At 54.2% G+C, this 12,714-nt stretch carries 13 protein-coding genes and 4 tRNA genes; 16 read left to right on the top strand and 1 reads right to left on the bottom strand.

What is annotated here, in order from left to right; translation table 11 throughout:
• Positions 1-65 precede the first annotated feature (65 nt).
• The 5 genes from dppA to dppF all read left to right on the top strand — a co-directional run bounded on the left by dppA (position 66) and on the right by dppF (position 5,786).
• Positions 66-1,673 carry a dipeptide ABC transporter periplasmic-binding protein DppA gene (gene dppA / locus ACMWKK_RS07810; protein WP_045331928.1) on the top strand — a complete coding sequence of 536 codons (1,608 nt, stop codon included), beginning with the start codon at positions 66-68 and terminating at the stop codon, positions 1,671-1,673.
• A gap of 177 nt (positions 1,674-1,850) precedes the next feature.
• Entirely contained in the window at positions 1,851-2,870 is a 1,020-nt protein-coding gene (gene dppB / locus ACMWKK_RS07805) for a dipeptide ABC transporter permease DppB (protein ID WP_014882057.1), read from the top strand.
• A gap of 9 nt (positions 2,871-2,879) precedes the next feature.
• Positions 2,880-3,782 carry a dipeptide ABC transporter permease DppC gene (dppC, locus tag ACMWKK_RS07800; RefSeq protein ID WP_045331926.1) on the top strand — a complete coding sequence of 301 codons (903 nt, stop codon included), beginning with the start codon at positions 2,880-2,882 and terminating at the stop codon, positions 3,780-3,782.
• A gap of 10 nt (positions 3,783-3,792) precedes the next feature.
• Complete coding sequence (gene dppD, locus ACMWKK_RS07795) at positions 3,793-4,776, top strand: dipeptide ABC transporter ATP-binding protein (RefSeq protein ID WP_045331924.1); 984 nt, start codon at positions 3,793-3,795, stop codon at positions 4,774-4,776.
• Positions 4,773-5,786 carry a dipeptide ABC transporter ATP-binding subunit DppF gene (dppF, locus tag ACMWKK_RS07790; protein WP_032644494.1) on the top strand — a complete coding sequence of 338 codons (1,014 nt, stop codon included), beginning with the start codon at positions 4,773-4,775 and terminating at the stop codon, positions 5,784-5,786. The genes dppD and dppF overlap by 4 nt, the downstream gene beginning before the upstream one ends.
• A 43-nt stretch (positions 5,787-5,829) precedes the next feature.
• On the opposite strand, the gene coaA is transcribed toward dppF, so the two are convergent.
• Entirely contained in the window at positions 5,830-6,780 is a 951-nt protein-coding gene (gene coaA, locus ACMWKK_RS07785) for a type I pantothenate kinase (protein ID WP_045331922.1), read from the bottom strand.
• Between the two features lie 317 nt (positions 6,781-7,097).
• Here coaA and ACMWKK_RS07780 point away from each other — a divergent pair.
• From ACMWKK_RS07780 to rplL, 11 genes are all read left to right on the top strand, one after another.
• Positions 7,098-7,173 (top strand) — tRNA-Thr (locus ACMWKK_RS07780).
• Positions 7,174-7,181: 8 nt separating this feature from the next.
• Positions 7,182-7,266, top strand: a tRNA-Tyr gene (locus ACMWKK_RS07775).
• A 117-nt stretch (positions 7,267-7,383) separates the two neighbouring features.
• Positions 7,384-7,458 (top strand) — tRNA-Gly (locus ACMWKK_RS07770).
• Between the two features lie 6 nt (positions 7,459-7,464).
• A tRNA-Thr gene (locus ACMWKK_RS07765) sits at positions 7,465-7,540 on the top strand.
• Positions 7,541-7,658: 118 nt separating this feature from the next.
• Complete coding sequence (tuf, locus tag ACMWKK_RS07760; protein ID WP_023326212.1) at positions 7,659-8,843, top strand: elongation factor Tu; 1,185 nt, start codon at positions 7,659-7,661, stop codon at positions 8,841-8,843.
• Positions 8,844-9,071: 228 nt separating this feature from the next.
• The gene (gene secE / locus ACMWKK_RS07755; protein ID WP_014068449.1) at positions 9,072-9,455 is read left to right on the top strand and encodes a preprotein translocase subunit SecE; all 384 of its coding nucleotides are present in this window, start codon (positions 9,072-9,074) and stop codon (positions 9,453-9,455) included.
• A gap of 1 nt (position 9,456) precedes the next feature.
• A complete protein-coding gene (nusG, locus tag ACMWKK_RS07750) occupies positions 9,457-10,002 on the top strand; it encodes a transcription termination/antitermination protein NusG (RefSeq protein ID WP_002438628.1) in 546 nt (181 codons plus the stop codon).
• A 155-nt stretch (positions 10,003-10,157) separates the two neighbouring features.
• A complete protein-coding gene (gene rplK / locus ACMWKK_RS07745; RefSeq protein WP_008503452.1) occupies positions 10,158-10,586 on the top strand; it encodes a 50S ribosomal protein L11 in 429 nt (142 codons plus the stop codon).
• A gap of 3 nt (positions 10,587-10,589) precedes the next feature.
• Positions 10,590-11,294: a 50S ribosomal protein L1 gene (gene rplA / locus ACMWKK_RS07740; protein ID WP_006810530.1), complete on the top strand. Its 705-nt coding sequence runs from the start codon at positions 10,590-10,592 to the stop codon at positions 11,292-11,294.
• 292 nt (positions 11,295-11,586) lie between these two features.
• Positions 11,587-12,084, top strand: a complete 498-nt coding sequence (gene rplJ, locus ACMWKK_RS07735; RefSeq protein WP_003862338.1) for a 50S ribosomal protein L10 — start codon at positions 11,587-11,589, stop codon at positions 12,082-12,084.
• Between the two features lie 67 nt (positions 12,085-12,151).
• Positions 12,152-12,517, top strand: a complete 366-nt coding sequence (gene rplL, locus ACMWKK_RS07730; RefSeq protein ID WP_002445276.1) for a 50S ribosomal protein L7/L12 — start codon at positions 12,152-12,154, stop codon at positions 12,515-12,517.
• Positions 12,518-12,714 lie beyond the last annotated feature (197 nt).

The raw sequence follows: 12,714 nt of genomic DNA, 5'->3' as shown, positions 1-12,714 counted from the left end.
TAAAAAATAAATAAAGGTCTGGCGGCGTAACACAACAAAGCAAAACATCACATTGGAGCAGAATAATGAGTATTTCCTTGAAGAAGTCAGGGATGCTGAAGCTTGGTCTGAGCCTGGTGGCTATGACCGTGGCAGCAAGCGTACAGGCAAAAACCCTGGTTTACTGTTCTGAAGGCTCGCCGGAAGGCTTTAACCCACAGCTCTTTACCTCTGGTACGACGTACGACGCAAGCTCTGTACCGATCTATAACCGTCTGGTTGAATTCAAAACCGGTACTACGGAAGTGATTCCGGGTCTGGCCGAGAAGTGGGACGTCAGCGAAGACGGTAAAACCTATACCTTCCACCTGCGCCAGGGCGTGAAGTGGCAGGACAGCAAAGATTTCAAACCCACGCGCGACCTGAACGCCGACGACGTGGTGTTCTCCTTCGACCGTCAGAAAAATGCCCAGAACCCGTATCACAAAGTGTCTGGCGGCAGCTATGAATACTTCGAAGGGATGGGTCTGCCGGACCTGATCTCAGAAGTGAAAAAAGTGGACGATAACACCGTTCAGTTCGTGCTGACGCGTCCGGAAGCGCCGTTCCTGGCTGACCTGGCCATGGACTTCGCCTCTATTCTCTCTAAAGAGTACGCGGACAACATGCTGAAAGCCGGTACGCCGGAAAAAGTGGACCTGAACCCAATCGGTACCGGCCCGTTCCAGCTGCTGCAGTACCAGAAAGACTCCCGCATTCTGTATAAAGCATTCGAAGGCTTCTGGGGCACCAAGCCGAAGATTGACCGTCTGGTCTTCTCCATTACGCCTGACGCTTCCGTGCGTTATGCCAAGCTGCAGAAAAACGAATGCCAGGTGATGCCGTACCCGAACCCGGCTGATATCGCCCGCATGAAGCAGGACAAGAACATCAACCTGCTGGAGCAGGCTGGCCTGAACGTGGGCTATCTCTCCTTCAACACCGAGAAGAAACCGTTTGATGACGTGAAGGTGCGTCAGGCGCTGACCTACGCGGTGAACAAAGAAGCGATCATCAAAGCCGTTTATCAGGGCGCGGGCGTTGCCGCCAAGAACCTGATCCCACCGACCATGTGGGGCTATAACGACGACGTTAAGGACTACACCTACGATCCTGAGAAAGCGAAAGCGCTGCTGAAAGAAGCGGGCCAGGATAAAGGCTTTACCGTTGAGCTGTGGGCGATGCCGGTACAGCGTCCGTACAACCCGAACGCACGCCGTATGGCCGAAATGGTTCAGGCTGACTGGGCGAAGGTTGGCGTACAGGCCAAGATTGTAACCTACGAGTGGGGCGAGTACCTGAAGCGCGCCAAAGCGGGTGAGCACCAGGCGGTCATGATGGGCTGGACCGGTGATAACGGGGATCCGGACAACTTCTTCGCCACCCTGTTCAGCTGCGCAGCGGCGAAAGACGGTTCTAACTACTCCCGCTGGTGCTACAAGCCGTTTGAAGATCTGATCCAGCCGGCGCGTGCGACCGACGATCACAACAAACGTATTGAACTGTACAAGCAGGCTCAGGTTGTTATGCACGATCAGGCTCCGGCGCTGATTGTTGCTCACTCCACCGTGTACGAGCCAGTGCGTAAAGAAGTGAAGGGCTACGTGGTTGATCCACTGGGCAAACACCACTTCGAAAACGTATCGGTTGAATAATTAAAAGCAACGCCAGGCGGCGCTGCGCTTGCACTGGCCTACGGTATGTAGGCCGGGTAAGCGTAGCGCCACCCGGCAGCAGTGCTTTATTCCCTTCCTAAAAGGGGAGGGAATAAGATTTGTGAGCAATACAGACGTCACGCCATGAGTCGTGCGTCATCAGAGAGAATCCGGGTTATGTTGCAGTTCATCCTCCGACGTCTGGGACTTGTTATCCCCACGTTTATCGGTATCACCCTTCTCACTTTTGCCTTCGTCCATATGATCCCCGGCGACCCGGTAATGATTATGGCGGGCGAGCGTGGTATTTCCCCTGAGCGCCATGCACAGCTGCTGGCGGAACTCGGTCTCGATAAGCCGATGTGGCAGCAGTATCTCCACTATATCTGGGGCGTGCTGCACGGTGATTTAGGGATTTCGCTGAAAAGCCGTCTTCCGGTGTGGGACGAGTTCGTGCCGCGTTTTAAAGCGACGCTCGAGCTTGGCGTCTGCGCCATGATTTTCGCCACTGCGGTGGGTATTCCTGTCGGGGTACTGGCGGCCGTCAAGCGTGGCTCTATTTTTGACCATACTGCCGTGGGCCTGGCGCTGACCGGCTACTCCATGCCTATCTTCTGGTGGGGCATGATGCTGATCATGCTGGTCTCGGTGCAGCTCAACCTGACGCCGGTCTCCGGGCGCGTCAGCGATATGGTCTTCCTCGACGACACCAATCCGTTGACCGGCTTTATGCTGATTGATACGGCTATCTGGGGTGAAGAGGGCAACTTCATTGACGCCGTGGCGCACATGATCCTGCCTGCCATGGTGCTGGGCACCATTCCTCTGGCGGTGATCGTGCGTATGACCCGTTCATCCATGCTGGAAGTACTGGGCGAGGATTATATCCGCACCGCGCGCGCTAAGGGGTTAACCCGTATGCGCGTCATTATCGTCCATGCGCTGCGTAACGCCATGCTGCCGGTGGTGACCGTTATCGGTCTGCAGGTGGGGACGCTGCTGGCGGGGGCGATCCTGACCGAAACCATCTTCTCCTGGCCGGGTCTGGGACGCTGGCTGATTGACGCGCTGCAGCGCCGTGACTATCCGGTTGTGCAGGGCGGTGTGCTGCTGGTCGCGACGATGATTATCCTCGTCAACCTGCTGGTCGATTTGCTGTACGGCGTGGTGAACCCGCGTATTCGTCATAAGAAGTAAGGGGCCATCATGTCACAAGTCACTCAAAATAAAGTGGTCGCTGCACCGGTTCCAATGACGCCGCTGCAGGAATTCTGGCACTACTTCAAGCGCAATAAAGGCGCGGTAGTAGGGCTGGTGTATGTCGTTATCATGATCCTGATTGCGGTGTTTGCGAACTTCCTCGCACCGCATAACCCGGCGGATCAGTTCCGCGATGCGCTGCTCGCCCCGCCTGCGTGGCAGGATGGCGGCAGCCTGGCGCACCTGCTGGGGACCGATGACGTGGGCCGCGACGTGCTGTCGCGCCTGATGTACGGCGCGCGCCTTTCGCTGCTGGTAGGCTGTCTCGTTGTTGTGCTGTCGCTGATCATGGGCGTCGTACTCGGCCTGGTTGCCGGCTACTTCGGCGGTATCGTTGATAACATCATCATGCGTATCGTCGACATCATGCTGGCGCTGCCAAGCCTGCTGCTGGCGCTGGTGCTGGTGGCGATCTTCGGTCCGTCGATTGGTAACGCCGCGCTGGCGCTGACCTTCGTGGCGCTTCCTCACTACGTCCGCCTGACCCGTGCTGCGGTACTGGTGGAAGTGAACCGCGATTACGTCACCGCGTCTCGCGTAGCGGGAGCCGGGGCGATGCGTCAGATGTTCGTGAATATCTTCCCTAACTGCCTTGCGCCGCTGATTGTTCAGGCGTCGCTCGGTTTCTCTAACGCCATTCTTGATATGGCCGCTCTTGGCTTCCTGGGCATGGGTGCGCAGCCGCCAACACCGGAGTGGGGCACCATGCTCTCCGACGTGTTGCAGTTCGCACAAAGCGCCTGGTGGGTTGTCACCTTCCCGGGTCTGGCAATCCTGCTGACGGTGCTGGCATTTAACCTGATGGGTGATGGCCTGCGTGATGCGCTTGATCCCAAACTGAAGCAGTAAGAGGCACGAGATGGCGTTATTAAATGTAGATAAATTATCGGTGCACTTCGGTGACGAGGGCACCCCGTTTCGCGCCGTGGACCGCATCAGCTACAGCGTAAATCAGGGCGAAGTGGTGGGCATTGTCGGGGAGTCCGGTTCCGGTAAGTCAGTGAGCTCGCTGGCGATCATGGGGCTGATTGATTACCCGGGCCGCGTGATGGCGGAAAACCTGCAGTTCAACGGTCAGGATCTGAAGCGCATTTCTGAAAAACAGCGCCGCCAGCTGGTGGGCGCCGAAGTGGCGATGATTTTCCAGGACCCGATGACCAGCCTTAACCCGTGCTACACCGTGGGTTTCCAGATTATGGAAGCGATTAAGGTGCATCAGGGCGGGAATAAGAAAACCCGTCGCCAGCGCGCGATCGACCTGCTGAACCAGGTGGGTATTCCTGACCCGGCGTCGCGTCTGGACGTTTACCCGCACCAGCTCTCCGGTGGGATGAGCCAGCGCGTGATGATCGCCATGGCGATTGCCTGTCGACCCAAACTGCTGATTGCGGATGAGCCGACGACGGCGCTGGACGTGACCATTCAGGCGCAAATCATCGAGCTGCTGCTGGAGCTGCAGCAGAAAGAGAATATGGCGCTGGTCCTGATTACGCACGATCTGGCGCTGGTGGCCGAAGCCGCGCACAAGATTATCGTGATGTATGCCGGCCAGGTGGTCGAGGCCGGAAGCTCGCACGATATTTTCCGCGCGCCGCGTCACCCGTATACCCAGGCGCTTTTACGCGCGCTGCCGGAGTTTGCCCAGGACAAAGCGCGCCTGGCGTCGCTGCCGGGTGTGGTACCGGGTAAATATGACCGTCCGCAGGGCTGTCTGCTCAATCCGCGCTGTCCGTATGCAACGGACAAGTGCCGGGCAGAAGAGCCAGAGCTGAACACGCTTGCTGACGGTCGTCAGTCGAAATGCCACTACCCACTCGATGATGCCGGGAGGCCAACACTATGAGTACGCAACAGGCCACCACGCAACAGCCGCTGCTGCAGGCCATCGATCTGAAAAAATACTACCCGGTGAAGAAGGGGCTGTTTGCCCCTGAACGCCTGGTGAAAGCGCTGGACGGCGTCTCCTTTAACCTCGAACGCGGTAAAACGCTGGCGGTGGTGGGGGAGTCGGGCTGCGGGAAATCCACGCTGGGCCGTCTGCTGACGATGATTGAAGTGCCGACCGGCGGCGAGCTTTATTATCAGGGCCAGGATCTGCTCAAGCACGATCCGCAGGCGCAGAAGCTGCGTCGTCAGAAAATCCAGATTGTGTTCCAGAACCCGTACGGTTCTTTGAACCCGCGTAAGAAAGTGGGGCAGATTCTGGAAGAGCCCCTGCTGATTAACAGCAATCTGAGCAAAGAGCAGCGCCGGGAAAAAGCGCTGGCGATGATGGCAAAGGTCGGCCTGAAAACCGAGCACTACGACCGCTACCCGCACATGTTCTCCGGCGGCCAGCGTCAGCGTATCGCTATCGCCCGCGGGCTGATGCTCGATCCGGACGTGGTGATTGCCGATGAGCCGGTCTCCGCCCTCGACGTTTCCGTGCGTGCGCAGGTGCTAAACCTGATGATGGATCTCCAGCAGGAGCTGGGGCTCTCTTACGTGTTCATCTCCCACGACCTGTCGGTAGTGGAACACATTGCCGATGAGGTGATGGTGATGTACCTGGGACGCTGCGTGGAGAAGGGGACCAAAGACCAGATCTTTAATAACCCTCGCCATCCGTACACCCAGGCGCTGCTGTCCGCGACGCCGCGTCTGAACCCGGACGATCGTCGTGAGCGTATTAAGCTGACGGGCGAGCTGCCAAGCCCGCTGAATCCACCGCCGGGATGTGCATTCAACGCCCGCTGCAGCCGCCGCTTTGGTCCGTGCACCCAGCTCCAGCCGCAGCTGAAGGATTATGGCGGCCAGCTGGTGGCCTGCTTCGCGGTCGATCAGGATGAAAACGGCGAGAAGCCACACGCATAACGAAAAAAACCGGCGCCAGGCCGGTTTTTTTTACTCTGCCTGATTATTTCCGCAGGCGAATCTGGTCGACGGCGTGCTTCTCGCTCTTGGTGAGGATCAGGCTCGCGCGCTCGCGCGTCGGCAGGATGTTCTCTTTCAGGTTCACGTAGTTGATCTCATTCCACAGCCCGGTGGCTACCTTAATGGCCTCTTCTTTCGACAGCTGCGCATAGTTATGGAAGTAAGAGTCAGGATCGGTGAACGCCCCTTCGCGGAACTTCAGGAAGCGGTTGATGTACCAGTTCTGCAGCAGCTCTTCCGGCGCATCGACATAAATAGAGAAGTCGACGAAATCCGAGACGAATACGTGATGCGGGTCGTGAGGATAGTCCATGCCGCTTTGCAGTACGTTCAGACCCTCCAGAATCAGGATGTCCGGCTGGACCACCGTTTTATCTCCACCCGGGATGCGATCGTAAATCAGATGCGAATAGACGGGGGCAGTGACGTGCGGCACGCCGGATTTCAGGTCAGAGACAAATTTCACCAGACGATGCATATCATAAGAGAGCGGGAAGCCTTTCTTCTTCATCAGGCCGCGTTCTTTTAATACTTCGTTCGGATGCAGGAAGCCGTCAGTCGTGATCAGCTCCACGCTGCGGTGCTCCGGCCAGCGGCTCAACAGCGCCTGCAGGACACGCGCGGTGGTACTTTTACCCACGGCCACGCTGCCTGCGATGCTAATGATATAAGGAATGCGTTGACCGTTCGTCCCGAGAAACTGCTCCAGCACGGCCTGACGGCGCAGGTTCGAGCTGATATAGAAGTTAAGCAAGCGAGAGAGGGGGAGATAAATTTCTGCCACCTCTTCAAGGGACAGATCTTCGTTTATCCCTTTTAACCGTGCGATTTCACCTTCCGTCAGCGTCATAGGGACGGAATCACGCAGGGCAGCCCACTGGCTGCGGTTAAAGTGAAGATAAGGCGTCATTAACGTTTGCTCTTTTTTGCTCATAAGCATGCTTCAGTGAGCCAGCGCTACACTGCCGGATCGTGGCTCATCACACAGTTAATTTTGGACAATGGGCAGGAGGTTAACACCAGATGGCAGGAATAATAAGAAAAAAGATGGAAAGCGCTGCGTTACGCGGAAGCCGTCACGCTACGGTGAATACGGTGCAAATCACGGTGAAATGTTGAATATTTGACCTCGAATGACTACTTTTACAGCGCTTGATGCGCTCTTCGCATAAAATGTGAGCGAAAGAACGTTTTATGCAAATTTTTAGTTGCATGACCGCGCAGGGATCCATAGAATGCGCGCTACTTGATGCCGACTTAGCTCAGTAGGTAGAGCAACTGACTTGTAATCAGTAGGTCACCAGTTCGATTCCGGTAGTCGGCACCATCAAGTCCGGTGGGGTTCCCGAGCGGCCAAAGGGAGCAGACTGTAAATCTGCCGTCACAGACTTCGAAGGTTCGAATCCTTCCCCCACCACCACTTTCTGGCAGCGTAAATGCCGCCGGAGCTGGTTGGAAAAATTAGCCAGCTCAAACTGAAAAAGAGAGAAATCTCTTTTTTTGTTACAGAAAGAACTGGGTAGCCGAGTTTCAGGATGCGGGCATCGTATAATGGCTATTACCTCAGCCTTCCAAGCTGATGATGCGGGTTCGATTCCCGCTGCCCGCTCCAATACGTGCTGATATGGCTCAGTTGGTAGAGCGCACCCTTGGTAAGGGTGAGGTCCCCAGTTCGACTCTGGGTATCAGCACCACTTCACTTCTCCTTCCCGTTTCTCTCTGTTTCAATTTTACTGTATTCAACAATTCAGGCATTTCGCCTGGTTGATGTGGTGATATCACCGATTTATCCGTGTCTTAGAGGGACAATCGATGTCTAAAGAAAAGTTTGAACGTACAAAACCGCACGTTAACGTCGGTACTATCGGCCACGTTGACCATGGTAAAACAACGCTGACCGCTGCAATCACTACCGTTCTGGCAAAAACCTACGGTGGTTCTGCTCGTGCATTCGACCAGATCGATAACGCACCAGAAGAAAAAGCTCGTGGTATCACCATCAACACTTCCCACGTTGAATACGACACCCCGACTCGCCACTACGCACACGTAGACTGCCCAGGCCACGCCGACTATGTTAAAAACATGATCACCGGTGCTGCGCAGATGGACGGCGCGATCCTGGTTGTTGCTGCGACTGACGGCCCAATGCCTCAGACTCGTGAGCACATCCTGCTGGGTCGTCAGGTAGGCGTTCCTTACATCATCGTGTTCCTGAACAAGTGCGACATGGTTGATGACGAAGAGCTGCTGGAACTGGTAGAGATGGAAGTTCGTGAACTGCTGTCTCAATACGATTTCCCAGGCGACGATACCCCAATCGTTCGTGGTTCCGCGCTGAAAGCGCTGGAAGGCGAAGCAGAGTGGGAAGCGAAAATCATCGAACTGGCTGGCTTCCTGGATTCTTACATCCCAGAACCAGAGCGTGCGATTGACAAGCCATTCCTGCTGCCAATCGAAGACGTATTCTCCATCTCCGGTCGTGGTACCGTTGTTACCGGTCGTGTAGAGCGCGGTATCATCAAAGTTGGCGAAGAAGTTGAAATCGTTGGTATCAAAGAGACTGCGAAGTCTACCTGTACTGGCGTTGAAATGTTCCGCAAACTGCTGGACGAAGGCCGTGCTGGTGAGAACGTTGGTGTTCTGCTGCGTGGTATCAAACGTGAAGAAATCGAACGTGGTCAGGTTCTGGCGAAGCCAGGCTCAATCAAGCCACACACCAAGTTCGAATCTGAAGTGTACATCCTGTCCAAAGACGAAGGCGGCCGTCATACTCCGTTCTTCAAAGGCTACCGTCCACAGTTCTACTTCCGTACAACTGACGTGACCGGTACCATCGAACTGCCAGAAGGCGTTGAGATGGTAATGCCAGGCGACAACATCAAGATGGTTGTGACGCTGATCCACCCAATCGCGATGGACGACGGTCTGCGTTTCGCAATCCGTGAAGGCGGCCGTACCGTTGGCGCGGGCGTTGTTGCTAAAGTTCTCGGCTAATCGCTGATAACATTTGACGCAATGCGCATGAAAAGGGCATCATTTGATGCCCTTTTTGCACGCTTTCACATCAGAACCTGGCTCATCAGTGATTCTTTTTGTCATAATCATTGCTGAGACAGGCTCTGCAGAGAGCGTATAATCCATAAAGGGATTAGCGTTTCGATTTGGCTCGCCTCGCACTCGCGGGGTGAAATTATTTGTAGAATTCTTCTGACAGGTTGGTTTATGAGTGCGAATACCGAAGCTCAAGGGAGCGGGCGCGGCCTGGAAGCGATGAAGTGGGTCGCTGTTGCCGTGCTGCTGATTGTGGCAATCGTTGGCAACTATCTTTATCGTGACATGATGCTGCCGCTCCGCGCGCTGGCAGTGGTGATTCTGATTGCTGCAGCGGGCGGTGTCGCGCTGTTGACGACTAAAGGTAAAGCAACCGTTGCTTTCGCTCGCGAAGCACGTACCGAAGTCCGCAAGGTCATTTGGCCGACTCGCCAGGAAACATTGCACACCACGCTGATCGTAGCGGCGGTGACTGCTGTAATGTCACTGATCCTGTGGGGACTGGATGGTATTCTGGTTCGCCTGGTTTCCTTTATTACTGGCCTGAGGTTCTAAGATGTCTGAAGCCCCTAAAAAGCGTTGGTACGTCGTTCAGGCGTTTTCCGGTTTTGAAGGCCGCGTAGCAACGTCGCTGCGTGAGCATATCAAATTACACAATATGGAAGAGTTATTTGGCGAAGTTATGGTTCCGACCGAAGAAGTGGTTGAGATCCGTGGCGGCCAACGTCGCAAAAGCGAGCGTAAATTCTTCCCGGGTTACGTGCTGGTTCAGATGGTGATGAACGACGCGAGCTGGCACCTGGTGCGCAGCGTACCGCGCGTGATGGGCTTTATCGGCGGCACGTCTGACCGTCCGGCGCCAATCAGCGACAAAGAAGTTGATGCGATTATGAACCGCCTGCAGCAGGTCGGTGATAAGCCGCGTCCGAAAACGCTGTTTGAACCGGGTGAAATGGTTCGTGTTAGCGACGGTCCGTTTGCTGACTTTAACGGTGTGGTTGAAGAAGTGGACTACGAGAAGTCCCGCCTGAAAGTTTCTGTTTCTATCTTCGGTCGTGCGACCCCGGTAGAGCTGGACTTTGCGCAGGTCGAAAAAGCCTAAGTAGCGATCAAAAAAGCGACGATTTAATCGTTGCACAGGGCGCGAGATTGGAATACAATTTCGCGCCTTTTGTTTTTATGGGCCCCGCCCGTAAAACGAATTTTATTCACGGGGAGCCTCCCTGAGGCGCTATTACCCAATCAGAGGATTTTAGAATGGCTAAGAAAGTACAAGCCTACGTCAAGCTGCAGGTTGCAGCTGGTATGGCGAACCCAAGTCCACCAGTTGGTCCAGCTCTGGGTCAGCAGGGTGTGAACATCATGGAATTCTGTAAAGCGTTCAACGCCAAAACCGAATCCCTGGAAAAAGGTCTGCCAATCCCAGTCGTCATCACTGTTTACGCTGACCGTTCTTTCACTTTCGTTACCAAAACCCCTCCAGCAGCAGTTCTGCTGAAGAAAGCGGCTGGTATCAAGTCTGGTTCCGGTAAGCCGAACAAAGACAAAGTGGGTAAAATTTCCCGCGCTCAGCTGCAGGAAATCGCGCAGACCAAAGCTGCCGACATGACTGGTGCCGACATTGAAGCGATGACTCGCTCAATCGAAGGTACTGCACGTTCTATGGGCCTGGTAGTGGAGGACTAAGAAATGGCTAAACTGACCAAGCGCATGTCCGTGATCCGTGACAAAGTTGATGCGACCAAACAGTACGACATCAACGAAGCTATCGCTCTGCTGAAAGAACTGGCAACTGCTAAGTTCGTTGAAAGCGTTGACGTTGCCGTTAACCTCGGCATCGACGCGCGTAAATCCGATCAGAACGTTCGTGGCGCAACTGTACTGCCACACGGTACTGGCCGTTCCGTTCGCGTAGCTGTATTTGCTCAGGGTGCAAACGCTGAAGCTGCTAAAGCTGCCGGCGCTGAACTGGTAGGTATGGAAGATCTGGCTGATCAGATCAAGAAAGGCGAAATGAACTTTGACGTTGTTATTGCTTCTCCAGATGCAATGCGCGTTGTTGGCCAGCTGGGCCAGGTTCTGGGTCCACGCGGCCTGATGCCAAACCCGAAAGTGGGTACTGTAACCCCTAACGTTGCTGAAGCGGTTAAGAACGCTAAAGCGGGTCAGGTTCGTTATCGTAACGACAAAAACGGCATCATCCACACCACCATCGGTAAAGTGGACTTTGACGCTGACAAACTGAAAGAAAACCTGGAAGCTCTGCTGGTTGCGCTGAAAAAAGCAAAACCAACTCAGGCGAAAGGCGTGTACATCAAGAAAGTTAGCATCTCCACCACCATGGGTGCAGGTGTTGCAGTTGACCAGGCTGGCCTGAGCGCTGCTGCAAACTAATGCCTTTACGTGGGCGGTGATTTTGTCTACAATCTTACCCCCACGTTTGCTAACAAAAGTTAGCGGCTAAAAGATTTGTTCGTTGGAGCCTGGCCTAATCCAGGCCTCCGTCGAAGACCGCAGGTGTTTCGTAAGAGACTTAATCCCCTGCGTAGACGGTGACAGAACGCTAAGATTATTTTTTGAATATTCTGGCTTGTTTCTGCTCACCGTATTAAGACGCTCTTCCCGTTGGGTTGAGTGAAGTGAGTTCCGGAACATGAGTTCCGGCAAACATCCAGGAGCAAAGCTAATGGCTTTAAATCTTCAAGACAAACAAGCGATTGTTGCTGAAGTCAGCGAAGTAGCCAAAGGCGCGCTGTCTGCAGTAGTTGCGGATTCCCGTGGCGTTACTGTAGACAAAATGACTGAACTGCGTAAAGCAGGTCGTGAAGCTGGCGTATACATGCGTGTTGTTCGTAACACCCTGCTGCGCCGCGTAGTTGAAGGTACTCAGTTCGAGTGCCTGAAAGACACGTTTGTTGGTCCGACCCTGATTGCATACTCTATGGAACACCCGGGCGCTGCTGCTCGTCTGTTCAAAGAGTTCGCGAAAGCGAATGCAAAATTTGAGGTCAAAGCTGCAGCCTTTGAAGGTGAGTTGATCCCGGCATCGCAAATCGATCGCCTGGCAACCCTGCCGACCTACGAAGAAGCAATTGCACGCCTGATGGCAACCATGAAAGAAGCTGCGGCTGGCAAACTGGTTCGCACTCTGGCTGCTGTACGCGATGCGAAAGAAGCTGCTTAATCGCAGTTATCTTTATAAAGCATTTGCTTACGTATAAACTTTATTCTGATTTTCAGGAACAATTTAAATGTCTATCACTAAAGATCAAATCATTGAAGCAGTAGCAGCTATGTCCGTAATGGACGTTGTAGAGCTGGTTTCTGCAATGGAAGAAAAATTCGGTGTTTCTGCTGCTGCTGCTGTAGCTGTAGCTGCGGGCCCGGCTGAAGCTGCTGAAGAAAAAACTGAATTCGACGTAATTCTGAAAGCTGCTGGCGCGAACAAAGTTGCTGTTATCAAAGCAGTACGTGGCGCAACTGGCCTGGGTCTGAAAGAAGCTAAAGACCTGGTAGAATCTGCTCCAGCTGCGCTGAAAGAAGGCGTGAGCAAAGACGACGCAGAAGCACTGAAAAAATCTCTGGAAGAAGCTGGCGCTGAAGTTGAAGTTAAATAAGCCAACTTTTCTGGTTGCAGCCTAAGCAATTAGGCTGATGGCTGGTGACTTTTTAGTCACCAGCCTTTTTGCGCTGTAAGGCATCAGTAGCATTTCACACTGTTTGACTGCTGATTGTCCTGACAATGCATGTTTCTATCGACGACTTAATATATTGCGACAGGGTGCTCGCTCTGTGTAAATCGCGACGAAATGAT

This window comes from Enterobacter sp. 01-M-03-SI-ECC (genome assembly GCF_047530215.1).
GTDB lineage: Bacteria > Pseudomonadota > Gammaproteobacteria > Enterobacterales > Enterobacteriaceae > Enterobacter > Enterobacter chengduensis.
This window is presented reverse-complemented; position numbering and strand designations above follow the sequence as displayed.

Coding starts and splice junctions, on each gene's coding strand:
- dppA (WP_045331928.1), top strand. CDS start 66: ATGAGTATTTCCTTGAAGAAGTCAGGGATGCTGAAGCTTGGTCTGAGC.
- dppB (WP_014882057.1), top strand. CDS start 1,851: ATGTTGCAGTTCATCCTCCGACGTCTGGGACTTGTTATCCCCACGTTT.
- dppC (WP_045331926.1), top strand. CDS start 2,880: ATGTCACAAGTCACTCAAAATAAAGTGGTCGCTGCACCGGTTCCAATG.
- dppD (WP_045331924.1), top strand. CDS start 3,793: ATGGCGTTATTAAATGTAGATAAATTATCGGTGCACTTCGGTGACGAG.
- dppF (WP_032644494.1), top strand. CDS start 4,773: ATGAGTACGCAACAGGCCACCACGCAACAGCCGCTGCTGCAGGCCATC.
- coaA (WP_045331922.1), bottom strand. CDS start 6,780: ATGAGCAAAAAAGAGCAAACGTTAATGACGCCTTATCTTCACTTTAAC.
- tuf (WP_023326212.1), top strand. CDS start 7,659: ATGTCTAAAGAAAAGTTTGAACGTACAAAACCGCACGTTAACGTCGGT.
- secE (WP_014068449.1), top strand. CDS start 9,072: ATGAGTGCGAATACCGAAGCTCAAGGGAGCGGGCGCGGCCTGGAAGCG.
- nusG (WP_002438628.1), top strand. CDS start 9,457: ATGTCTGAAGCCCCTAAAAAGCGTTGGTACGTCGTTCAGGCGTTTTCC.
- rplK (WP_008503452.1), top strand. CDS start 10,158: ATGGCTAAGAAAGTACAAGCCTACGTCAAGCTGCAGGTTGCAGCTGGT.
- rplA (WP_006810530.1), top strand. CDS start 10,590: ATGGCTAAACTGACCAAGCGCATGTCCGTGATCCGTGACAAAGTTGAT.
- rplJ (WP_003862338.1), top strand. CDS start 11,587: ATGGCTTTAAATCTTCAAGACAAACAAGCGATTGTTGCTGAAGTCAGC.
- rplL (WP_002445276.1), top strand. CDS start 12,152: ATGTCTATCACTAAAGATCAAATCATTGAAGCAGTAGCAGCTATGTCC.